Origin of the sequence: Thermosynechococcus vestitus BP-1 (assembly GCF_000011345.1) — a bacterium.
GTDB lineage: Bacteria > Cyanobacteriota > Cyanobacteriia > Thermosynechococcales > Thermosynechococcaceae > Thermosynechococcus > Thermosynechococcus vestitus.
The window spans coordinates 1,389,248-1,413,175 of record NC_004113.1 but is presented as its reverse complement, the minus strand read 5'-3'; the positions used below and the strand labels follow the sequence as shown (position 1 = coordinate 1,413,175).

Annotated in this window: 19 protein-coding genes and 3 pseudogenes; 4 read left to right on the top strand and 18 right to left on the bottom strand. The window is 54.3% G+C overall.

What is annotated here, in order from left to right; all coding sequences use genetic code 11:
• Positions 1-19: 19 nt before the first annotated feature.
• The 16 genes and pseudogenes from TLL_RS06870 to cysC all read right to left on the bottom strand — a co-directional run bounded on the left by TLL_RS06870 (position 20) and on the right by cysC (position 14,235).
• A complete protein-coding gene (locus TLL_RS06870; protein ID WP_407635179.1) occupies positions 20-1,084 on the bottom strand; it encodes an IS481-like element ISTel1 family transposase in 1,065 nt (354 codons plus the stop codon).
• A 72-nt stretch (positions 1,085-1,156) separates the two neighbouring features.
• A complete protein-coding gene (locus TLL_RS06865) occupies positions 1,157-3,121 on the bottom strand; it encodes a nitrate ABC transporter ATP-binding protein (RefSeq protein WP_011057192.1) in 1,965 nt (654 codons plus the stop codon).
• Positions 3,122-3,168: 47 nt separating this feature from the next.
• Entirely contained in the window at positions 3,169-4,014 is an 846-nt protein-coding gene (gene ntrB / locus TLL_RS06860) for a nitrate ABC transporter permease (RefSeq protein WP_011057191.1), read from the bottom strand.
• Positions 4,015-4,025: 11 nt separating this feature from the next.
• Entirely contained in the window at positions 4,026-5,345 is a 1,320-nt protein-coding gene (locus tag TLL_RS06855) for a CmpA/NrtA family ABC transporter substrate-binding protein (RefSeq protein ID WP_011057190.1), read from the bottom strand.
• Between the two features lie 77 nt (positions 5,346-5,422).
• Positions 5,423-6,982, bottom strand: a complete 1,560-nt coding sequence (locus TLL_RS06850) for a ferredoxin--nitrite reductase (RefSeq protein WP_011057189.1) — start codon at positions 6,980-6,982, stop codon at positions 5,423-5,425.
• 139 nt (positions 6,983-7,121) lie between these two features.
• A pseudogene (locus TLL_RS06845) lies at positions 7,122-7,714 on the bottom strand (integrase core domain-containing protein).
• A gap of 69 nt (positions 7,715-7,783) precedes the next feature.
• Complete coding sequence (locus TLL_RS06840) at positions 7,784-8,785, bottom strand: glycosyltransferase family A protein (protein WP_164920857.1); 1,002 nt, start codon at positions 8,783-8,785, stop codon at positions 7,784-7,786.
• Between the two features lie 224 nt (positions 8,786-9,009).
• Positions 9,010-9,240 (bottom strand): hypothetical protein, encoded by a 231-nt coding sequence (locus TLL_RS06835; protein WP_164920856.1) that lies wholly within the window; start codon positions 9,238-9,240, stop codon positions 9,010-9,012.
• Positions 9,234-10,274, bottom strand: coding sequence for an oligosaccharide flippase family protein (locus TLL_RS06830; protein WP_011057185.1), 1,041 nt, complete (start codon positions 10,272-10,274; stop codon positions 9,234-9,236). Before TLL_RS06830 ends, TLL_RS06835 begins: the two co-directional genes overlap by 7 nt.
• Positions 10,275-10,280: 6 nt before the next feature.
• Entirely contained in the window at positions 10,281-10,529 is a 249-nt protein-coding gene (locus TLL_RS13540; RefSeq protein ID WP_126986198.1) for a DapH/DapD/GlmU-related protein, read from the bottom strand.
• Between the two features lie 339 nt (positions 10,530-10,868).
• Positions 10,869-11,966, bottom strand: a complete 1,098-nt coding sequence (locus TLL_RS06820) for a DegT/DnrJ/EryC1/StrS family aminotransferase (protein WP_011057184.1) — start codon at positions 11,964-11,966, stop codon at positions 10,869-10,871.
• Positions 11,963-12,376 (bottom strand): sugar 3,4-ketoisomerase, encoded by a 414-nt coding sequence (locus tag TLL_RS06815; RefSeq protein ID WP_011057183.1) that lies wholly within the window; start codon positions 12,374-12,376, stop codon positions 11,963-11,965. Before TLL_RS06815 ends, TLL_RS06820 begins: the two co-directional genes overlap by 4 nt.
• Positions 12,373-12,483: pseudogene (locus tag TLL_RS13535) on the bottom strand (GNAT family N-acetyltransferase); the annotation flags it as partial. The pseudogene TLL_RS13535 and the gene TLL_RS06815, both read right to left, overlap by 4 nt.
• A gap of 17 nt (positions 12,484-12,500) precedes the next feature.
• Complete coding sequence (locus tag TLL_RS06805) at positions 12,501-13,013, bottom strand: GNAT family N-acetyltransferase (RefSeq protein WP_172598043.1); 513 nt, start codon at positions 13,011-13,013, stop codon at positions 12,501-12,503.
• Between the two features lie 31 nt (positions 13,014-13,044).
• A pseudogene (locus TLL_RS13530) lies at positions 13,045-13,540 on the bottom strand (acyltransferase); the annotation flags it as partial.
• 59 nt (positions 13,541-13,599) lie between these two features.
• Complete coding sequence (cysC, locus tag TLL_RS06795) at positions 13,600-14,235, bottom strand: adenylyl-sulfate kinase (protein ID WP_011057181.1); 636 nt, start codon at positions 14,233-14,235, stop codon at positions 13,600-13,602.
• A 368-nt stretch (positions 14,236-14,603) separates the two neighbouring features.
• Here cysC and TLL_RS06790 point away from each other — a divergent pair, with 368 nt between their 5' ends.
• From TLL_RS06790 to cobS, 4 genes are all read left to right on the top strand, one after another.
• The gene (locus TLL_RS06790) at positions 14,604-17,693 is read left to right on the top strand and encodes an FHA domain-containing protein (protein ID WP_011057180.1); all 3,090 of its coding nucleotides are present in this window, start codon (positions 14,604-14,606) and stop codon (positions 17,691-17,693) included.
• A 91-nt stretch (positions 17,694-17,784) separates the two neighbouring features.
• Positions 17,785-20,622 carry a DNA polymerase I gene (gene polA / locus TLL_RS06785; RefSeq protein ID WP_011057179.1) on the top strand — a complete coding sequence of 946 codons (2,838 nt, stop codon included), beginning with the start codon at positions 17,785-17,787 and terminating at the stop codon, positions 20,620-20,622.
• 8 nt (positions 20,623-20,630) lie between these two features.
• Positions 20,631-22,142, top strand: coding sequence for a M16 family metallopeptidase (locus TLL_RS06780; RefSeq protein ID WP_164920854.1), 1,512 nt, complete (start codon positions 20,631-20,633; stop codon positions 22,140-22,142).
• Positions 22,139-22,870 carry an adenosylcobinamide-GDP ribazoletransferase gene (gene cobS, locus TLL_RS06775; protein WP_011057177.1) on the top strand — a complete coding sequence of 244 codons (732 nt, stop codon included), beginning with the start codon at positions 22,139-22,141 and terminating at the stop codon, positions 22,868-22,870. Before TLL_RS06780 ends, cobS begins: the two co-directional genes overlap by 4 nt.
• Here cobS and TLL_RS06770 read toward each other — a convergent pair.
• Both TLL_RS06770 and TLL_RS06765 read right to left on the bottom strand, forming a co-directional pair.
• Positions 22,801-23,514 (bottom strand): ComF family protein, encoded by a 714-nt coding sequence (locus TLL_RS06770; RefSeq protein ID WP_011057176.1) that lies wholly within the window; start codon positions 23,512-23,514, stop codon positions 22,801-22,803. The two genes, cobS and TLL_RS06770, sit on opposite strands and share 70 nt — an antisense overlap.
• An 18-nt stretch (positions 23,515-23,532) precedes the next feature.
• Positions 23,533-23,820: a Mo-dependent nitrogenase C-terminal domain-containing protein gene (locus TLL_RS06765; protein ID WP_011057175.1), complete on the bottom strand. Its 288-nt coding sequence runs from the start codon at positions 23,818-23,820 to the stop codon at positions 23,533-23,535.
• Between the last annotated feature and the right edge of the window lie 108 nt (positions 23,821-23,928).

The window sequence follows — 23,928 nt, the reverse complement described above, 5'->3', positions numbered from 1 at the left end:
AGACTTCTCTCAACAACACCTAGATAGCGACAACCGCTTGGGGATCAACAGTGCGAATATCAAGGCCACGACGAATCGCAGCCGCCTCAATGTAGCTGTCAAGACCCGTGACATTATCTACCCTTGAAACGAAGAGGTCTGGTCGCTCAGTTTGCCACCATCGCAGTTTCTCAATGGGAGTCATGTGGCCCAAAACGCGTTGGGGAATGCGGTGATTGTACGCCCAAAGGTATCGCGTGAGCGTCTCTTGCAAGTCGGCTGCCGAGACAAAGCGTTCAGCGCGCAGAATCTCCGCAATGCGGCCGTTGAAGCGTTCCACCATCCCGTTGGTTTGCGGATGGCGGGGTTGGATGAGCCGATGGGTGATGCGCTTTTCACGACAGAGCTGATCAAACGGATGGTGTCCCGTGGGTTGGCGTTCGCCTGCGGAGGAGAAACGGTCGGTAAACTCCTTGCCGTTATCAGTCAGCACCGTACGCACCACGAAAGGAGCGTTGGCAAGGACATTTGCAAGAAAGCGCGTTGCCGATTCTGCGCTCTTCTCCTCGTGGATTGCCAAATAGACCCAGCGCGTTGCCCGATCAATCGCGACAAAGAGGTAGCGGCGCTGCTCCTCATCCGGCATTTGTGGCAGGTATTTGACGTCGATGTGGATGAACCCAGGTGCGTACGCTTTGAACTGCCGCGTGGTGCTTTTGGGACTGCCTTCGAGGCTTTCGCGTTCCTTTTGCAGTATCCTGAGGTTCGAGACTCCGTGGCGACGCAGGCAGCGATCCAGCGCTGAGCGGCTCAGATTGGGGTTGAGGAACGTCCGGGCAAGAACGAGAAGGTCATCAAGAGGCAGCAAAAGGAGCTTACGCACCTCAACGATCACAAGCTCTTGCGCTTCCGTAAGCGTCGTTTGCAGGCGGTGCGGGCGGGTGCTTTTGTCTTCAACGGTTGCGCGCTTACGCCATTTCGCTACCGTGTGCCGGTGGATCCCGTAACGTCTGGCAAGCTCGCGATGACTGATCGAAGCCGGTGCTTGTTGGATTTCACGGCGAATTCGGGGTGTCGTTCGGGCGTTGGCATGAATACGTGGCATGGTGATACTCCATCGTTGAACGCTTTCCGACCTTGGAACAAGCACTCAAGGAGCCGGTACGCTTCGAAGAGTTTAGCACGACTTCTGGGAATATAATGATGCGGGACCTGACATGTAGCCAAGGGGATTATCTGGGTCAAAGGTCAAACCATCGAAGAGCGCAAAGGGAGAGCGATCGGGCTCATTATCCATAACGTTCAGTTCGCGCGCTGCCGCCCCAAAGAGATCTACCCGCCGCACCTGCTCAACAATTTCTAGCCAGTTCTTCGGGAAGGGGGTCAGTTGCCAGCGAGCCAATTGGGTGATGATCCATAGTCCCTCTACCCGTCCGGGGCAGGGGGAGCGATCCACATAGAACTGGTGAAATCGAGGTTGAAAAGTCCTGGCAATACCATCCCCCCGCTCAAGGGGCTCCACAAAGCCCGCATAGGCATCCGCTGGATTACAGCCCACATACTCTGGCCGACAAAGCAGTTGGGCAATTTCGGGACGATGTTTGATCGTGTCACAGTATTCACAGGCTTCTATCAGGGCCTTGATCAGCGCTTGGTGTTCCTGTGGGTGAGCCTGTACCCAGTCGGGACGCATACCCAAGACTTTTTCGGGGTGTCCCGGCCAAATGTCCAAATCCGTAGCGACAATAACGCCAATGCTCTCACGCACCGCATGGGAGTTCCAGGGCTGACCGACACAAAAACCACTGATGTTTCCAGCCTTGAGGTGATAGGCCATTTGCGGTGGCGGTATCACCAGCAACTCGACATCATAATCAGGGTCAATATTTGCGGCTGCCAGCCAATACCGCAACAGTAGATTGTGCATTGAGGCAGGATGCACCACACCCAAGCGAGGGCGATCGCCCGTGCGATCAATGTAGACCCGCAAATCCTCAGCGGTTTTTACCCCCTGTGACCAAAGCTCTCGACTAAAGGTGATGGCATTGCCGTTACGACTCAGTACCAAGGAGGTCATCAGCGGTTGTGAAGGCTGACCGTTGAACCCCAAGGTCATGGCTAAGGGCATTGCCGCCAGCAGTTGCCCCCCCGTCAAGCGACCCGTGATCACCCCCATTACCAAGTCTTGCCAGCTTTCTTCGCGATGGAGCGTCACATGGTCAAGGCCGTACTTGGCAAAGAAGCCCATTTCCTTGGCAACAATGAGGGGGGCACTGTCCATGAGGGGGATAAAGCCAAGGGTTAGTTCCGCAGGGGTAGTGGGCCCAATAGCCGGTACCGTCAAAAAGGGACGGCGGCGCTTCTGCTGATTGAGAAAGGCAATCATCTCATTCCGCAGGCCATAGTAGCTGGGATGATTCAGCACATCATGGCGATTGCGGGGCCGAGCAAAGGGAATTTTTAGAATTTGGCCGATGTGGGCTTCAGGGCCATTGGTGAGGAGCACGACGCGATCCGAGAGCAGCAGTGCCTCATCCACATCGTGAGTAACCATCACGCAGGTGGTTTCACTGCCTTGGCACACTTGCATTAACTCATCCTGCAAAGAGCCTCGCGTCAAAGCATCAAGGGCACCAAAGGGTTCGTCTAGCAACAGTACCTGCGGTTGAATTGCCAAGGCACGGGCGATCGCCACCCGTTGCTTCATGCCTCCCGACAGTTGGGCAGGAAATTTATCGCGAGCCTTACTAAGGTGCACCTGTTGCAGCGCTGCTTCTACCCGCTGCTGTTGCTCTGCCTTGCTTAAATGCTTCAGCACTGCTGCCACCGCCAAGGCCACATTCTGATACACCGTTTTCCAAGGCAGCAGGGAATAGTTTTGAAACACGACCATACGATCGGGCCCCGGCTGAGTCACCTGCCGTCCTGCCATCACCACGCCACCACTGGTAGGCCGCTGAAACCCAGCAATGATATTCAGGAGAGTCGACTTGCCGCATCCCGAGTGACCGACCAAGGAAATAAACTCCCCTTTTTGGATTTCGAGGTGGATATTCTTAAGAGCAATGTAGCGATCGCCCCCTGGCAGATCAAAGACCTGATCCACATGATCAATTTCAATCAATGGTAAAGACTTAGCCATAGGGTTAAAAAAACTGATGAGATTATCTGAGGAATGTGTGGAATAGCTTAGGAATGCACCTCTTCACCGTGACTGAGCAAGCGCCCCACAAAGGCCACCGAGCGATCCAGCACCAAGCCGACAATGCCCACATAGATCACGGCAACGATAATTTCACTAATCAGTGAACTGTTCCAAGCATCCCAAATAAAGAAGCCGATACCCACACCGCCAATGAGCATCTCTGCTGCCACAATGGCCAACCAGGACAGACCAATGCCAATGCGCAGCCCCGTAAACACATAGGGCACCGTTGCTGGCACGAGAATATTTAGGAAATAATCCTTGCGAGAAAGCCGCAACACCCGCGCCACATTCTTGTAGTCCTTGGGAATTTGCTGCACACCGACAATCGTGTTGATGATAATTGGCCAAATAGCGGTAATGAAAATCACGAAAATTGCTGCTGGTTCATTGTCCCGCAAGGCCGCCAAGGCAATGGGCAGCCACGCAAGGGGCGGTACCGGACGCAACACCTGCAAAATCGGATCTACCGCATCGTAGAGCGCTCGGCTAGAGCCAATGAGCATTCCTAGCCCAACGCCAATCATTGCCGCCAAGGAAAAACCAATAGCTACCCGCCGCAGGCTAGTCAGGATTTGCCATCCTAGCCCCACATCGGTGCCGCTTCCTTGGTAAAAGGGGGCAATGATCAAATCCCAAGTTTCTGTGAGGACTGTAAGAGGCGTCGGTAACCGAAACACTCCTGCCATGGATAGAAACTGCCAAACCAATAAGAAGCTAAATATGCCTAGGCTTCCTAATATCACCTTGCGAAAGGCCTCTGATTTTTTGAGATGTTTTAGCCAGTGCCGTCGCCGCAAAGACGCTAAGCCCATAGAACGACTTGCCATGAGTTTCTCCCTTAAACTTTCCGTAGGTTCAAACTGTTGAGGTAGGCCTGGGGATTTTGTGGATCAAAGGCAACACCGTCAAAAAAGGTTTCTACCCCCCGTGAGGTTGTTGTTGGAATTTCTGCCGCTGACACCCCTATCGTCTTGGCTGCTTCACGCCAGATATCCTCACGATTAACTTTTTGAATCAGTGCCTTAGCATCAGTATCAGGTGGCAAATATCCCCAGCGCATATCCTCCGTCAAGAACCATAGATCGTGACTCTGGTAGGGATAGGAGGCGTTATCCCGCCAGTATTTTTGCATCAGGTTCTTATCCTCTAGGATGCGACCATTGCCAAAATCAAACTTGCCAAGGGATCGATCCAAAATGTCTTCCACGGGCACCTTAAACCACTCCCGCTTTGAGAGGATTTTCGCCATCTCCGGCTTGTTTGCATCCTGATCGCACCACTGCTGAGCTTCTATAACCGCCATGAGCAGGGCTTTGGTCGCTTTTGGATGTTGATCCACCCAGTCCGCCCGTAGGGCAAAGGATTTTTCAGGGTGGTCTTGCCAGAGTTCACCGGTAGTAATGGCCCCATAACCCACCTTCTGATTCACCGTCTGCAAGGGCCACGGCTCACCGACACAGAACGCCTCCATTGTCCCTGTTTTGAGATTGGCCACCATTTGCGGTGGGGGGACCACAATCATAGATACGTCTTTTTCGGGATCAATGCCACCGGCAGCCAACCAGTAGCGCATCCAGAGGTCGTGGGTGCCCCCTGGAAAGGTCACCGCAACTTTAATCTCCTCGTTCTGATTGCGGGCACGCCGTTCAGCACGGGTTTTCGCAAAAGCCTCCTTTAGCGGACGACTGTCGGTGCTGATATTCAGATCTTTATAGGCATTCGCCAAGAGAATCCCCTGACCATTGGTGTTTAACCGCGCCAAGATATACATGGGTACAGGTTTGCCACCGGTAATTTTTCCCACAGTCATTAGATAGGGCATCGGTGTGAGGATGTGGGCACCGTCAATGCCACCGTTAGCGGAACCCAATACCAAGTTGTCGCGGGTTGTGCCCCAAGACGCCTGCTTCAACACTTCCACATCAGGCATCCCATACTTGGCAAATAGCCCTTTTTCCTTGGCAATAATCAGGGGGGCCGCATCCGTGAGGGCAATAAAGCCGAGTTTTGCGCCCGTCACTTCCGGGGTTTCTGCTACGGTGGTCGGTTGGACAACGTCAGTACTTTGCTGGCTATTGCCACAGCCGTGGGAGATCAATGTCACAGCCGTTGTGGCAGCAGCGGTCATGAGAAAGCGCCGCCGGGAAAAATTCGCCATAGATTACAAATCCTTCAGTTCTTAGACAATCAATAGAGTCGATACAGTCAATACCGGGAAATGCAGACAGCGTTACGTTAGGAGACCATCATGGCCACCGCCGGCGTGGCTACGGGGGGCCTTTCCGACCCTCTTGGTTGTGCCCCAAACTGCTCAATGAGCACTTGCCGCAGTACCTCAGGCAGTTCATCACAGGGAATCGCTTTTTTCACACAGGTGCCCAACTTGGCATCCTTGCCCACTTTGCCGCCCATGTACAAGTCCACCGCATCTACCGTTTCACCATTGCGGCGAGTTTTTGTGCCCATGAGGCCAATATCGGCCACTTGCGGTTGACCACAGGAGTTGGGACAGCCCGTCCAATGAATGCGCACTGGTTGAGGCAGCACCAATTGTTGATCGAGCCAGCGGGCAAGGGCAAGGGCGCGGTTCTTTGTTTCAATGAGGGCAAAGTTGCAAAATTCTGCCCCTGTACAGGAAACAAGGGCGCGTTCTAGAGGGGGGGGTTCAGGCCGAAACTTGCTCAGGAGAGGTTCCCGCAGCAGACTCGGTAAAACGGCATCCGGCACATGGGGAATAATCACGTTTTGCTCTACAGTGAGCCGCACTTCTGACTGGCCATAGACTTGGGCAAGCCGCGCCAACTCATAGAAATCGGTGGCATAGAGTCGCCCCACAGGTACATGGAGTCCCACGTAGTTGAGGCGCCGTTGTTTTTGACGGTGCACCCCCAAATGATCTCGCTTGTCCCAGTCAATTTCGTCCTTGGCGGCAGCACTGAGGAGTTCAAAGGGAAGCTTAGCCACCACCGCTGCCCGGAATTTCTCAATTCCCCATTCATCAATGAGCCACCTGAGCCGCGCTTTTTGTCGATTGCCCCGCGGACCATGGTCACGGAAAATTTCAAGGATCGCCCGTGAGAGCTGCACCACAGCATCATCGGGGGGCACCCACGCATCAAGGGGAATAGCAGCAGCACAACGCCGAGCAGAGAAAAAACCACCGACTAAAACATTGAAGCCCAAACGCCCTTGGCGATAGGCAGGCACAAACGCAACATCGTTAATTTCGGCATGGACAGAGTTATCTCGCCCTCCCTCAATGGCAATGTTGAATTTGCGGGGCAGATTGCTAAACTCCGGATTCCCCTGACCATTATTGGTAATCATGGCCTGCAATTTCATGATCAGGGGACGAGTATCAATGAGTTCAGCTGCATCAATGCCGGCCACAGGAGAACCAGTGAGGTTGCGCACATTGTCCATTCCCGATTGAACAGAGGTGATGCCGCAGGCTTGGAGCTGCTCTATGATTTCAGGAATGTCTTCAATGGGTAAGCCACGGATCTGGATGTTTTGACGGGTCGTAATGTCTCCATTGCCGTTCTCGCCATAGCGATCCACAATTGCTCCGAGGGTTCGCAGTTGCTGGCTGGTGAGAATTCCATTGGGTACTCGCAGCCGCATCATGAACCGGCCGGGGGTGACTGGTCGAAAGAAAATCCCTAGCCACTTGAGACGGACATCGCGATCAGCTTCTGGGATGTTTTCCCAGCCCATGGCTGCAAATTTCTCCAGTTCTTGCTTGACCGCCAAGCCATCTTTCTCTTTTTTAATGGCTTCAATTTTGTTGCTCACGGTTGTTGCCCTTGTCTTCAATGGGTCAGTTGAACATCCAATTTAGCCAGATGAATCATGAACATTTGTAAATTTTGCTACTTTTTTCTTGTCTCGATACAGTTTTTGTATTACAGATATTCTGAAACTGTATTTATTGCTAACTATCAAGACCCGCGACATTATCTACCTGTGAACTGAACAACTCTGGTCCCTCCATTTGCCACGTTCGGAGTCTCTCGATGGGGGTCATGTGGCCCAAAGCGCGTTGGGGAATGCGGTGATTGCACGCCCAGAGGTATCGCGTGAGCGTCTCTTGCAGATCAGCAGCGGAGACAAAGCGCTCAGCACGCAGAATCTTGGCAATGCGACCGTTGCAGCGCTCGGCCATGCCATTGGTTTGCGGGTGGCGAGTTTGGATGAGCCGATGCTCGATTCTCTTCTCAGCACAAAGCTGATCGAATGGATGGCATCCCGTGGGTTGACGCTCGCCGGTAGGGCAGAAGTCGTTTCAGTAAGCGTGGTATTCAAGGGATTAGGACAGGTGCTTTTGTCCTCGACACCCCCGTGCTTTGATCATTTCGCGATCGCATGCCGGTGGATACCGTAGCGTCTGGCAAGCTCGCGGTGACTGACCGAAGCTGGTGCTTGTTGGATCTCACGGCGAATTCGGGGTGTCGTTCGGATATTGGCATCAATACGCAGCATGGCGACGCTCCATCGTTGAATGCTTTCCGGCCTAGGAACAAGCACTCAAGGAGCCGGTACGCTTCGAAGAGTTTAGCACGACTTCTGGGAATATAGTGGTGCGGGACCTGACAACTAGCACCACAGCGATCTTATATCCAAAACAACATCTTTTCCCAACAACACCTTAGCGGAAGCTTTTCTCATGTAACCGGCCTTCAAACTTTCAAAAAACAGCAAAAACCTATCAACAAAATTAAGATCCGGCCACTTAGCATATTTACGCATAATAGCTGCTTGCACACGCAATTTAGCAGCCTTGCCTCCCTCCCCCTCAATAACATCCGCAGCATAATCCATTACGTCCGCCGCATGCTCGATACGCCGAAGGATACGTCTTTCTTCATCCCATGGGTTTCTCTCCGGCCTCTGCATACCGAGATTAAGTTGGTGGAAACGCCGCCGGATCGTAGGTATCTCCATAAAACCCGATGAGTAACCCATTGCTTTGAAAATGTTTATTAGCGCCATATCTTCGTAAAGCAAACGACTCGTAGGCAATGGAAGCTCACGCAACACACCCAACCGATAGCAAGCTGTACCTCCATGAAACCAGGAATTATTGTTTTTGTACCATTGCTTTCGCAACCGCAAGTTGGAATCCTGTTTTTGATTTGGAAGGTCACAGTTTTCATCAAATATCACATCATGGCTAGACACCACCACAACACGATCGCTTTCGCGCTCTAAAAAAGACACTTGTCTTTCAGTTCGGTCTGGGAAAGAGATATCATCCCCCGCTGCGACTACCATATATTTGCCCGCAGCCATCTTCGCTACGGTCAGAACATGCCCCAATACCCCTAAATTCTCATGATTTTTTCTAACCACCACTTTATGAGGGCCTCGATAAGCGGCCGCCATCTGCTGCATAATTAGGAATGTTTCATCATCAGAACAGTCGTCGGAGAGAATGATCTCCAGTGGTTCATAGGTTTGCGCGAAGGCACCTTCAATCGCATCACGAATAAAGCTCTCCTGGTTATAAGCGAATACCGCAAACGTCACCAAGGGACGCTCTGGTGTCCTCTGTGGCAAATCCTTGTTGCCAAAAATCATTAACTCATGCTCACCCATGCCACACCCCACTTCGCACCAAATAACTTGCGGCTGAGCGCCGCCAACCGGCCGACCGGACCGGTCAAACCTGCCATATGGCCAAGCTGCGCTAATCCATCCAGCCCGAACACTGCCGCCAGCATCACCCCAATACCCGCGGCAGCAGCCTGGGAATGCACGCTTAACCCTGCCACTGGGATACATTCCAGTAGCAGCAATGCGAGCTTGCGCCGCGTACACGTCTACCAAAGAAACCCAGTACGCCTGAGTGCCAGCCAATGCGCCAATGGCAGGTAGACCGAATACATGCACAAAAATGCAATACCGGTAATCATGATAGCAACTGTTGGCAGCAGTAAGGCCACCAGAGTCGCGAACACACCGATGGCCAGCGACTTCGTCAGAAGGAACGTACGCCCGTCCCCCGCCGCCAGAATTACAAAACCCAGCGGCCATGCCGCCACCTTCAGCACACCACCCAGCACCTGCCAGCGCAGGATGGCGGCCGCCTCTGCAAACTCCTGCGAATACAGCAGCGCGACAACGTAAACACCGTCAGAAAGGCCGGCCTGGCCAGCAGCAGCGCAACCTTGGTCTGCTGGTTCACCAGCCGGTTCACGGCCTGCGGGTCGTGAATCGCCGCTATGAGCCGCGGGTAGTAGTCCGTCCCCATCGCGCCCAGCACGAACCCCAGATAGGTCATGCTGATCAACCACACAGCCTGAAAATTCCCCAACATCTCCGGGCTTGCCTCGCGCTGGACCAACGTGCGGGCCAAGAGCTGCCCCAGGTTGAGGACCACCCCACTCAGCATGAAAGCAACGCCGAGCCGCAGCATCGTCCGCCACTGCGCCGCTAAGTGTGACAGCGGACTGGGTAACACAGGTAAGCGCCCGAGTTTCGAAGCGTACCAATACCCAAGTAGGAAGCTGGCTGCAGGGGCCGCCAGCACAAAAACCAAAATGCCCTGCTCGCCCCATTGCCCAATGGCAGCTACTGCTACCAGTGTGGAAAGCAGCGCCGAGCCAATCCTGATACGCCCCAAATCGCCGATTCGGCGCATGCCGTTCAGTAACGCGGTTTGCGAAGCAGCGGCCACCGTCAAGCCAACACCGAGCGCCAGCCAACCCACTTCGAGTCCGTGCGCACGATCGCCCAGCACACGCCAGGCCAACTCCTCGCGCAGCAGCCACACCAGCAGTACACCGAGCACGGCCAGTGCCAGCGTCAGCCAAAACAAGGCACGCCAGGTGGCGGCGACCGCCTGCTCCTCTCCGCTGGCGGCAGCCTCGGCGATCTGACGGGTGCGGACATTGGCCACGCCCAAACCAGCGATGCCGGATGCCGTTCCCAGGATGTTCTGCAGAAGTCCAATCAAGCCAATGCCTGACGGCCCCAGCAGCACCGCCGCGATCTTCATCCGCAGTAACCCCACCGCAATATTGATGACGCTGCCCCCGCCAACGATCGACGAGGAATGCAGGATGTGGCGATAAGAGTTGCCCATAATAATTTAGGTAATGGACCGTATGATTTTCGCAGGAACACCAGCGGCAACGACCGCAGGCGGAATATCAGAAACTACCACTGAAGAATTACCAATGACAGCACCCGCGCCAATCCGTACCCCTTTGAGAATACGGACATTTGCCCCAATGAAAACATTGTCTCCAACTACAACTGGCGCAGCCCATTCCGGTCTGGATATAGAACGCTCTGCAATCGCGAGACCATGGAAATCACTATCCAAATATTTCGACATTCGGGCCTATCAAACAATTCCTGCCAATACAGATCGAAGAGTGCTCCGCAATGCAGCGGAAATCATTATTGATCCAGGTTCCAGACCCAAAAGTGACCCTAGCACTGGGATTACGCGCTTCGATATAAGAATAGCCATCCAGGAACCCAGGCGAAGGAAAAAAGCCAATCCGAACATTCGGCTCAAAGCTGATGATGCCCGCACCAGCCACCTGCAAAGGCTGATTCAAAATCGGACGACCCAAAAATCGATTTGTCGATAAGAATAAATACCAGACAACTCTAATCTTCTGTACTATCAGAATCGCGATTAGCGCGAGCTTACGCCGAATTTTAAAAATCAACATTTCTTGACAGCCCCGACGATAGTCAGCGCATCCGAATCTGACAAATGCGGCCCGATTGGCAAGCTCAACACTTCAGCAGCCAGGCGCTCGGCGATGGGAAGCGTCCCCGGCGCAATCCCAAGACCGGCATAGGCTGCCTGCCCGTGCGGCGGGATAGGATAGTGGATCAACGTCTGGATACCCGCCTGCGCAAGCCGCTGCTGGAAGTCATCGCGGCGCGGATGCCGCACCACGAACAAGTGCCAAACGGGCTCCGCCCAATCTGGCACGTGGGGTAACCCCAAGCCGGAATTGCTCAACTCCCGCAGGTATAACGCAGCGAGTTTTCTACGCCGCTCGTTCCATTCGTCCAGATGGGTGAGCTTAACGCGCAGAATAGCGGCTTGAAGTGGGTCCAACCGGCTGTTCCAGCCTTGTAGTTCGTTGACGTATTTCACGCGGGAGCCGTAGTTACGCAGCACACGTATGCGATCCGCAAGCTCTGGGTCGTTCGTCGTGACCGCACCCGCATCGCCCATAGCACCGAGATTCTTGCCAGGGTAGAAACTCCAGGCTACTGCATCGCCATGCGCACCAATACGCTGGCCCTTGTAGCGCGCCCCATGCGCCTGTGCAGCATCCTCCAGCACACGCAACCCGTGGCGTTGCGCGATCGCAAGAATGGGGTCGAGGTCTACCGGCTGCCCGTATAAATGCACCGGCAAAATGACCTTGGTACGCGGAGTAATCGCGGCTTCGATCCGCTGCGGGTCGATATTGTAGGTAGCCAGATCTGGCTCCACCGGCACTGGCACTGCACCACACTGACTCACCGCCAGCCATGTGGCGATGTAGGTGTTGGAGGGAACGATGACTTCATCTCCAGGCCCGACCTCCATCGCCAGCAAAGCCAGGTGAAGTGCATCCAAACCATTGGCAACCCCGACGCAATGCTGCGCGCCACAATAGGCTGCATATTCAGCCTCAAACGCTTCGAGCTCTTGCCCGAGGATATACCAGCCGCTATCCAGCACGCGGGCCACAGCAGCATCGATCTCCGCTTTGAGCTCAAGATAAGCAGCACGCAAATCAAGAAAAGGAACTACGCTCATTTCAGCCCCAGAGCGGTAAGATAAGCGCCATAGTCACGGTAATAATCGCTCTCGTCATAAAAATCCGACGCCAGAACCGTACAGACTGCACCTGAGGAGAAGTTGTCTAGCTCTCGCCAGATCATGGGGCAGATGTAGAGCCCATAATATGATCGATTGAGATGGAAGCGTTTTTTCTGACTGCCATCATCGAGAATTACATCAAAACTGCCCGACATGGCAACAATAAACTGATGGAGTGCTTTGTGCGCATGCCCGCCACGCGCCGCACCGCCAGGGACATCGTAGAGATAATATACCCGGCGAATTTCAAACGGGATGTGCCGGTTTGCCTCGATGAAAGTCAAGTTACCACGGGGGTCACTAATCTTGGGCAGCTCAATGATGCGGCAGTGGCTAATTCGGCTCATGATAACTCCAGTTCATAAAAATCGTGCACGATCGCGCGGCCTCCGAAGCCTTCCTTCTGGAAGATCAGTCCTTCGTTGAGGTAGCGCCCCTCCTGCTCAGTGGAAATTCTAGAGGAGAATTGGTTCACAGCCATTCAACAATGATGGGTTCTGGCAAATATTTTCGATAGCGTTGCCGTGAAGCTGCAATTGCATCAGGTTCTATTCGGTAATAGTAATCAAGGGCGCTTTCTCCGACGCGAGTGGCACCAAAGCGTTCATGAAAACGCCAAACATGTTCATTAGCTTTGCGCACATCAAAATGCGCACGGGAAAACTCCAGAAAATCGAGTGCATACGCGTAGACCATGAGCGCAGATTCGATTGCAGCGTGTACCGGCGCCCCTGACTTGATAATCCAACTTCCCCAGCAAAAACTGTCTCCTTGTGCATCGTACAAGCGTACCGTACCGAGCGGTTCGCCATCTTTTGTGGCAATTATAAAATAAGCTTGATCCTGAGAGATCAAATATCGTTGGATCCATTCTTGCTGCTGCTTCAAATCGGGCGTTGTCACTGATAGATAGCGCGACTTTTGTTCATCCGTACGCAAGCCCAAAATGAAACCCGCATCATTTAGGGAGACATCACGGAACATGAGAGTCTTCCCGAGAATCTGACTCGCCTTTCGGATCGTCGGTGCTGGAGCGGGTTTCATACTCCTGCTCCACATAGCCAACAATCTGTGCCGGGTTGCCTACAACGATGGCCCCTGCAGGAACGGATCGGGTGACCACAGATCCTGCCCCTACCATCGCCTTCCTGCCAATGGTAACACCCGGCAAAATCACCGCCCCCCCCGATTGAAGCTCCCTCTTGAATAATCGTTTGGAGAAAGGCACTTGGATACACTTTGGAGCGAGGAAATTTGTCATTGGTAAACGTCACGTTTGGACCAATGAACACATCATCCTCCACGCGCAGGCCGTTCCAAAGCTGAACACCGTTTTTGATGGTGACGCGGTCACCAATAACCACATCATCCTCAATAAAAACATGGGAGCAAATATTACAGTCGCACCCAATCCTAGCTTTCGCCAAGACCACAACGAATTGCCAGATTGTGGTACTTTCACCAATCTGTGTTGACAGGACCTCTGCGGTGGGATGAATTCTCGGACTCATAGGCTCTAGCTGATAGATTGACTAGTATGCGCTGCCAAGACTCATGTGCAATTCGCTGGTCATTGCACCACCATCCCTCGCTCGTGAAGCATGCGTAGAACAGCACTTACAGACTCTTCTAGCGTCAGACATTCTGTATTGACCACCAGCTCGGGTTTCAGCGGCGCTTCATAGGCCGAGTCGATGCCGGTGTAGTTCTTGATTTGTCCAGCTCGGGCCTTTTTGTAGAGGCCTTTGACATCACGCGCTTCGCAAGCTTCCAAGCTGACCTGGCAATAGATTTCCAGAAAATCACCGTACGGCATCCGGTTGCGGACAGCCTCGCGATCGGCCCGGAAGGGGCTGATGAAGGCAGTCATGACAATCAACCCCACTTCCATCATTAACTTGGCGACTTCACCGATACGGCGGATATTTTCCTTTCGGCCAACTTCGCTGAAATCCAGGTCGGAGCAGAGGCCGTGTCGGACGTTGTCTCCATCCAGAACGAAGGTGCGGCAGCCGAGCCGATGTAATCGTTCCTCGACCGTGTGGGCGAGCCTCGATTTGCCCGCGCCAGACAAACCGGTAAACCAGAGCACATAGGATTTGTGCCCGTTCAGCTGTTCGCGGCGGGCGCGGGTCACTGTGGACTGGTGCCAGAGGATGTTTTCAGGGGTGTTGCTCACGGTCTGGATCAAAAAGTTGGCGCTCATGGAACGGGCTTCGATGACTAGGGATGCCTATGAGCCTTAACAAGAGCGGCTCCCAAATTCTCACTTGCTTGCTCGCCCCCTGCCGCAAGGCACGAAATATCGACTACCTTCCCTGGGGATGCATCTGGTTTTGTGGACTCAACCAAGATCTCAGTTTTTTATCATATCCCCTGGCTTATCAATTCAGCAAGTTCCCGGATGACAAGTCGGGGCTGGTGCTAATGTCTACCAGAGGAGTAAGGGACAAGTTGCAGGACTCAAGGGAATCGCCTGCAAGCCAGAGAAGTTGGCCAAAGTTCTCATCTTTTGGTCAATGCATTTAGAATCCAGTACACTGACTGGCATCAAGCTCCTTTTGTACCAAGGTCATGACTCAAGCAGCGTGGTTAGAACTGGTCAAATCAGTGAGTGAGCAAGGCGTCCGGTTGCCCGTCAGCGGACTGAAAGTTGGCCGTGCCCCCGATAATGATATTGTCCTCAATGATATTTCCGTGTCTCGCCACCACGCTTTCTTTGAGTGGCGGGAAGGGCAAGTGCACCTAGTCGATCTCGGCAGTAAGGCGGGTACCCATCTCAATGGCCAAGCAGTTGTGCCCAATACCCCCATTCCCCTCGAGGATGGTGACTTGATTACGCTGGGCAACTCTGCCGTGCGCTTTCGCCTCATCTGGCAGTACCACAACTATCAACCCGGTGCTACCGAGGTCAGCAAAGATGCTGCAGTCCCTGTGATTGAAGTGTGCACCAAAACATGGCGACAACGTTGGGGGCTACAGGAGCAAACAGCACTTTTGGGAACTCACCCCGCCTGCGATGTGGTGGTGGATACTCCTGAACTGTTACCCTGCCACTTGAAATTACGGTTTGCGGAGCAGCATTTGCAGGTGGTGGATCTCAGTGACCCGCAACCAGCAATGAATGTGCATTTGGGGATAGGGGAGAGTTATGCCCTGACGGAATTTGTCAGGCTGACCTATGTGGGGCAGCAGTTGCCTGATCGCATTGACAAGGAGCGCCATGCCCTTGTTTTTAGCCCAGCGACGGAGTTGGGTTTGACCGGCACGGCAACGGTACTCGCCGTTCCTGAGGCAGATGCCCCACCCAGTGTCCCTGTGAAGACGATTTCGCTGGTGGGATACAACACGTTCACGATTGGCCGCGATCCAAACAATGATCTGGTGATTGGGCATCCAACGGTGTCCCGTCACCATGCCAAAATTGAGCGCCGCAATGGAGATTTCCTACTCACGGATTTGGGGTCTAGCAATGGCACGTTTGTCAATGGCCGTGAGGTCGAGGAACCGACACTGCTGCGGGTGGGGGACAGTATTCGCATTGGTAGCGATCGCCTCGTTCTCAATGTCGATGAAACCCTGACCCAATATGCCGAATCGGGTCACATGCGCCTCGATGCCATCAACCTCAGGAAGCTGGTGGGCAAGGGAACGCAAATTCTCCACGATATTTCCCTATCCATCATGCCTAAGGAGTTTGTGGCCATCTTGGGGCCTAGTGGTAGTGGTAAGTCAACGCTCCTGGATGCCCTCAATGGACTGCGGCCAGCAACAACGGGGACCGTACTGGTCAATGGCACAAATTTCTACCGCAACTATCAGGCCTTTCAAGCACAATTGGGCTATGTACCGCAGAAAAATATCATTCACGAGGAACTGACGATCGCCCAAGCCTTGGAATATGCAGCAAAGCTACGGATGCCCCCCGATACCACTGCAGCGGAACGCCAACAGCGGGTAACAGAGGTGTTAACGGAATTGGGACTGAACCACCGTCGCGATGTGCCCATTGCGCGTCTGAGTGGCGGTCAGCAGCGGCGGGTGTGTATTGGTGCAGAACTGCTCACGCAGCCCAGTCTGTTCTTCCTCGATGAGGCGACCTCTGGTTTGGATCCGGGCACTGAGGCGGACCTGATGTTTTTGCTGCGGCAGTTGGCGGATCAGGGGCGAACGATCCTCATCATTACCCATGCCACCCAAAACATCCGGGAGTGTGATCTGGTGATCTATTTGGCGGAGGGCGGACGGCTCGCCTACTTTGGCCCCCCTAATCAACTGCTGCCCTATTTCCGCGCTACCTTTGGCGATCGCCTGAGTGGCATCAAGCTCGAGGATTTCTCTGGCATCTACCGTGCCTTAGACAAGGAGAAAAACCCCCATGCCCCCACCTCAGAAGAGCTAGAGCAGGCCTACCGGCGATCGCGCCTCTATCAGGAATACGTCGTTGGCCGACAGCAGATGCTCGTTCACCTGCCCGATGAAAGTCAACAGGGCACCAAGGGCAAGTCCCGTCGCAGCAGTGAACCGAAATCTAAAATCTCCCCTTGGCAACAATTTCTCATTCTCACTCAGCGCAACCTCACCCTCCTCAGTCAAGATCGCATCCACCTGCTGCTGACCCTCTTAATTGCTCCTTTGCTCGGTAGTCTGAGTTTTGTCTCTTGGCGGCGGGATGTCTTTAATCCCGAAACGGGGAATGGGGGTCAAGCCCTGACGATGATTTTTGTCACCAGTCTAATTGCAGTGATGATTGGTGCGATGACGACAATGCGAGAATTGGTCAAGGAAGTGGAGGTTTATCAGCGGGAACGGATGATTGGCCTGCGGCTGTTGCCCTACCTTGGTTCCAAGGGGGCGATCGCCCTTGGTCTTGCCCTTTATCAAGCGGCCACCTACCTGGCGGTAACAAAACTAGCGGTGGATTTACCGGGAGATTGGGGGGTCACCTTTGCCATGTACATCACCCTCGCCCTTGCCATTTTTGGCGGTATGGCGATGGGCCTTTTGGTCTCTGCCCTTGCCCCTAGCCAGAACATCGTGCCCCTGCTGGTGCTGATGTTTTTAGTGCCACAAATTATCTTTAGTGGCGGTATTCAGCCCGTTTCTTCCTTTGGGTTGCCGGGGCAGATGATGAGCCATCTGACGGTGATTAAATGGCCCTTTGAGGCGATGGTAAAGCTCACGGGTATGGGGGATGACATTGCCAATGACCCCTGTTGGCGGGAGCCAGAGGAAGAGCGGCAAAACATGACCGAACAAATGCAGCGGGACTTTTGTCTTTGCTATGGCCCGGGCCTCTTTCAAACCTGCAACTTCCCCGGAATTCGCTCCAAATACGTACCCGCAGTGGATGAACCCGCACCGCCGCAGCCAGAGCCTCCCGGGGATCCCCCCACTGATCCGGCGGCGCTCCAGGACTACCTGCGACGGCTGCAAGCCTATCAGGCGGCAATGGACCAGTGGGAAGTAAAATACTCCGAGTGGAATCGCCAGCGCAGTCGTGCCATCAATGAAGCGCAGGGCACTATCAGTCGCTTCCAGCGGGATCAAGGGTATATGTTTACCGTGGATGTGCAACGCCATTGGCGCAATCAAAGCCTTCTCATCTTGGCAATGCTAGTGGCTTTACCCTTCTGTCAAAAACGCCGCGACTTTGGCCGCTGAGATCCTGCGAGCTTTTAGGCCAAATTTTTTTAGTGATTTTTTAATCAATAATGGATAAAGTCACCCGCCGCCGTTGTGTCTTGACAATCCTATGTCTGCCCCCCATCTGCTGCTGATTGATGGTCATTCCTTGGCCTTTCGTGCCTACTACGCCTTTAGCAAGGGGCGAGACGGGGGCTTGCGCACCTCTACGGGGATTCCGACCAGTGTGTGCTTTGGCTTTCTCAAGAGCCTCCTAGAGATTCTGGAGCAGCAGCAATCCGACCATGTAGCCATTGCCTTTGACTTGGGAGAACCGACATTTCGCCACGCCGCCGATGAAAACTACAAAGCAGGTCGGGCTGAAACTCCGCAGGACTTTATTACCGATATTGCCAATTTGCAAGCGCTGCTGCGGGCCCTGCGTTTGCCCCTATTGAGTCAGCCGGGCTATGAAGCGGATGATGTGATTGGTACGGTGGCGCACTGCTGGCGATCCCAGGGGTGGCCGGTGTCCATTGTCAGTGGCGATCGCGACCTCTTTCAATTAATTGATCGCGAGGGTCAAGTCCAGGTTTTGTATCTAGGGAGTACCCTTGGCCAGCGCAAACAGGGTCTGGAGGCCTTTGATGCCCTCAAGGTTAAGGAAACAATGGGGGTTTGGCCAGAGCAAATTGTGGACTACAAAGCCCTCTGTGGCGATGCCAGCGATCGCATTCCCGGTATTAAGGGGATTGGCCCAAAAACCGCTGTGCAATTACTGAGTCAATACCCTACCCTGGAGGACATTTACGCCCACATCCATGAGATCAGGCCGCCAAGCCTGAGAACCAAGCTGATCAATGGGGAGGCCGATGCCCGCCATTCCCGTACGTTGGCCCAAATTGTCCACGATGTCCCCTTGGAACTCCCCCTAGAGGAACTACATCTCAGTCCCTTTGACTGGCCAACGCTGGATCACCTATTAGATCAGTTGGAGTTTCGTGCCCTGCGGCTGCAACTTCAGGACTGGCACCTCCGCTTAGGGGGCATCCTCCCCGATCTAGAGACTGACTCAGAGGAAACGTGGTTTTTTGCCCCCACGGATACCCCCCCTCCCTTGAATGTGCAACTCATTGAAACGCCAGAGCAACTGCAATGGCTGATGAGCCAGCTAGAAACCTGTACAGATGCAAACCATCCCGTGGCTTGGGACACGGAAACAACGGCCTTGAACCCCCGCGATGCTGCTTTGGTGGGCCTGGGTTGCTGTTGGGGAGCCGCTCCTGATCAGGTGGCCTATCTGCCCTTGGGACACAAAGAGGGCCAGAACCTCCCCCTGGAGGAGACCCTCGCTGCTTTGCGACCAATTCTTGAGGGCGATCGCTACCCCAAAGTCTTGCAAAATGCCAAATTTGACCGCTTGGTGTTGCGCTTTCAGGGGATTCAATTACGGGGGGTAGTATTTGACACAATGCTGGCTAGCTATGTGATTAACCCGGAAGCCAGCCACAACCTTAAGGATCTGTGTCAACGCTATCTGCCCCTGCAAGCCCAAAGCTACCGCACTCTTGTCGGCAAAGACCAAACCCTTGCGGATCTGTCACCGGCCACGGTGGCCCAGTACTGTGGCCTCGATGTTCATACCACCTATCTTCTCAAGGAGAAACTAGAGGCAGACCTGACCCCCCGCTTGCGGCAACTGCTCCTAGAGGTGGAATTACCCCTCGAACCCATTCTGGCGGAAATGGAAGCTACGGGCATTCGCATTGACAGTGACTATTTGCGGCAACTCTCCCAAGAACTCGAACAGCAACTGGCGGCCCTGCAACAACAGGCTTGGGATGCCGTGGGACAACCCTTTAACTTGGCCTCCCCCAAGCAACTGAGTGAACTGCTCTTTGGCACCTTGGGGCTGGATACGAAAAAGACCCATAAAACGAAATTGGGCTATTCCACCGATGCCGCAACCCTTGAAAAACTGCGGGGAGATCATCCCGTGATTGACCTCATTTTGAGCCATCGCACCCTCGCGAAGCTCAAATCCACCTATGTTGACGTGTTGCCCACCCTGGTGCGTCCAGACACAGGCCGCGTTCATACTGAATTTAACCAAGCGGTGACTGCCACCGGTCGCCTCTCGTCCTCGAGCCCCAATCTGCAAAATATCCCCATTCGCACCGAGTTTAGTCGGCAAATTCGGCGCGCCTTTATTCCAGAGGCGGGCTGGCTGCTGGTGGCAGCGGACTATTCCCAAATTGAGTTGCGTATCCTCGCCCACCTGAGTCAAGAGCCTGCCCTGCTGGCGGCCTACCAAGAGGGGGCGGACGTCCATCGCCTCACGGCGCAGTTTCTCTTAGAAAAAACCGATATTAGTTCCAGTGAGCGTCGCCTGGGCAAAATGATTAACTTTGGCGTCATTTACGGGATGGGCCCCCAGCGGTTTGCCCGCGAGGCGGGCGTGAGTGTAGCTGAGGCTAAGGTGTTTATTCAGCGGTTTTACAATCGCTATCCACGGGTCTTTGACTACCTGCGGCAAATGGAACGGCTTGCCCTCAGCCAAGGCTATGTGGAAACTATTTTGGGACGGCGGCGCTACTTTGCATTTGAGAGTCGCGAATTACAATCCCTGCGGGGTAAGCCCCTGGACGTCTTAGCCGATGTCGATCCCAGTAAACTAAAGATGAGCAATTACGAGCGGGGACTCCTGCGGGCGGCAGCCAATGCCCCGATTCAAGGTTCCAGTGCCGATATTATCAAGTGTGCAATGGTGAAGCTGGCACCCCTGTTGCCGCCAGAAAAGGCTCGCCTGCTGCTGCAAGTTCACGATGAATTGGTGTTGGAGATGACCCCTGAGGCGTGGGAACACCTGCAAACCACCATTCCCGAAGTGATGAGTACAGCGGTGCCCCTGAGTGTGCCCCTTGCGGTGGATATTTACGCGGCGGCCAACTGGCTGGAGGCCAATTAGGTTTGTTGATGCGGCAGCAACACTCCTGGCAAGTGTCCTGTTGGCCAATTCTTCTCTGGCTTCTTGTGGGGGCGATCGCCCTCTGTTGGCCTGCCGATGCCCAAACCCTTCGCCCCTACATTGACCGTGCCATGGATCAAATGAGTGAATTCTATCTTGACAATGGAATGCACTTCATTGTCATGGAGCAGCACCAAGCCCCGATTGTGTCATTTCTCACCTATGTGGATGTGGGGGGCGTCGATGAACCCGAAGGCCAAACGGGTGTCGCCCACTATCTCGAACACTTGGCCTTTAAGGGGACCCGCCGGATCGGCACAACGGATTATGCTGCCGAAAAAGAGAAACTTGCCCAACTGGATCGCCTCTTTGAGCAACTGCAAGCGGCAACCGATGAGGGGCAACGTCAGGCATTGATCACAGAATTTGCGGCTGTGCAGCAGGCGGCCGATCGCTATGTCATTCGCAATCAATATGGCCAAATTGTTCAACAGGCTGGGGGAGTCGGTCTCAATGCCACCACCTCCGCCGATGCCACCCGTTACTTTTACAGTTTTCCCGCCAACAAATTAGAACTGTGGATGTCCCTAGAGTCAGAACGCTTTTTGGAGCCCGTCTTTCGCGACTTCTATCAGGAAAAAGCAGTCATCCTTGAGGAGCGGCGACTGCGCACAGAAAATTCCCCCTCAGGGCAACTTTTTGAGGCTTTTTTGGCCACGACCTTTCGCGAGCATCCCTACCGCCGACCCGTCATTGGCTACCGTGAGGACATTCAGAACCTGCGCCGCGCCGATGTGGAGGAGTTCTTTCGCCAGTACTACACGCCCGAGAAAATGACAATGGTGCTGGTGGGAGACGTAGATCCTCAACAGGTTAAGGAATTAGCCACGGTTTATTTTGGTCGCTATCCCAGGGGCAGGGGCAAGACCACAACCATCCCCCCCGAACCCCCGCCAACCGCCCCTCGCCAAATCACCCTCGAATTGGCAAGCCAGCCCCTCTACATCGAAGCCTATCCCTGTCCGCCCCTGCGGGAACCTGCCTATCTGACCTATGAAATTTTGGCTCGCCTCCTCACTGGCGGTCGTACCTCCCGTCTCTACCGTTCCCTGGTTCTTGAGCAAAAACTTGCCCTCAATGTGCAAGCCTACGTGGGGTTTCCGGGTAATAAATACCCCAATCGCTTTCTCATCTATGGGGCACCAGCTCCGGGGCAAACAACCGCTGCCCTTGCCGCAGGCATTGCCCAGGAACTCAAGGCACTGCAAACGACTCCAGTGACCCCAGCAGAATTGGAGCGGGTGAAAACCCAACTGCGGATGGAGCTGCTGCAAAACCTGATGTCCAATGAGGGCATGGCCAAACTCTTGGCGGAGTATGCCGTAAAGGGGGGCGGCTGGCAACAACTCTTTGCTCGCCTAGAGGCGATTAATGACATTACCCCCGCCGATATTCAGCGGCTGGCTCAATCCCTGAAACCCGAGCAGCGAACTGTGGCGCAGATTCAAACCCGCCCATGAAATCCCTTTGGCAGGAATGGCTGGGGGCGATCGCCTTCTACACCTGTTTGCCCATCTCCCCTCGCTGGCCAATTCAATTGGCGGGGGCAGCTAAGTGGTGTCCTTGGGTGGGGCTGGTGCTGGGGGGAATGCTCTGGGGAGTGCAGTGGCTACTGGATTTTTTGCAGGTTCCCTCCCCAGTGGCGAGTGCGGTGCTGGTTGCCCTTTGGTTGGCACTGACGGGCGGATTGCACTTGGATGGTGCAATGGACACTGCCGATGGTCTAGCTGTCAGGGATCAACAACGGCGTCTTGAGGTGATGGCAGATAGTCGAGCAGGGGCCTTTGGCGTCATGGCCGCAATGGTGATCCTGCTTTTAAAAGTCACAAGCTTAAGCAGTCTGGAAAAGGGCAGCGTTTTGGTTTGGGTATTGGTGCTGGGGCGCCTCGCTCAAGTGTGGGCGATCGCCCGCTATCCCTATTTGAAACCCCAGGGCACGGGTCAGATCCATAAAACCAGTGGTGTCTTTCCCCGCGATTTTTGGCCGAGTGGTTTACTGGTGCTCCTACTCAGCTTCCTGCTGCCGCTCCCCCTTGGGCAATTGCTTTTTGGCCTGCTTTTAATTCTCTTGATCCCTGCATGGTTTCAGTCGCAGTTGGGGGGTCACACGGGGGATAGCTACGGTGCAGTTGTGGAGTGGACAGAGGCTTTGCTGCTGGTTGCCTTTACGGTTGGATCAGCCAGTTGATCGGGGAGTGCCACAGCTACGGTGATGATGCCCAAAACCTTGTATCCCGCATTGCGTAAGACGGTGGCGGCACTGCGGGCCGTTGTCCCCGTTGTATAGATGTCATCGCACAGCAGTAGCCAGCGTTGTCGCTCCAGACCGTGCCCAAGGCAAAAGGCATTGGCTAGATTGGCCTGACGTTCTTTAAGGGATAGCTGAAACAGGGCCTCCGTTGGCCGTTGGCGGATGAGCCCCGCCGCCGCCAGGGGGAGTTCTAGGGTACGGCAAAAGCCCTTGGCAATGAGCGCTGCTTGGTTAAAGCCGCGGCTTTTCAATTTATCGCGATGGAGGGGAATGGGTACAATCTGCAAGGGCAGATGTTCAGCTACCTTGGCCTCAAACCAGCTTAGGGCCAACCATTGGCCAAAGAAGTCCCCCAGTTCCGGCTGGTTGTTGTATTTCATGGTGGCGATCGCCCGCTTTAGGTCTTGCTGATAGTAACCCCAAGGAAAGAGGGGAAGACTGCCCCGCCAGTAGCGTTGCCGTTGGCGCACTTCCCACGCCCTCAGGCGCTGCTGACACCCCTGACAAAGGACTTGAGAACTGAGGCGACCACAGCAGGGACAGGGCTGCTGAAACAGAAAGCGGCTGAGGGATCGCCACACCAGCGCACCCCCTAGGGACTAACAGTAAGCACTAATATCCTCATGGCACTCATCCGCCAAGTAGCAAAGGGCACGGTAGCGCAAGAGCATTAGTTCCTCATAGAGGGGATTGAGGTGGCACAAGGGTGGGATGTGAATGTGCCATTGGGCAACCACAATATCGCGTTCAAAGGGACACTGGGCCGGGATCAAGCGGCACAGACGATGGGCAAGCTGGCGATCGCGCACTTCCAGATGCTCTAGCCACTGCCGTACCGGCCACAGGATGCTGCGGAGCAGACGTTGCCCCAACCTAAAAATCATCATCAACTGAACACCTCAACTCAATCATTGAAGTTAGCAGCGAAACATCCCCTTCCTTACCCTCCTAAGAAGGCAATGGCAATCACTTAAAACCCTGTCTTCCGAAGGGTA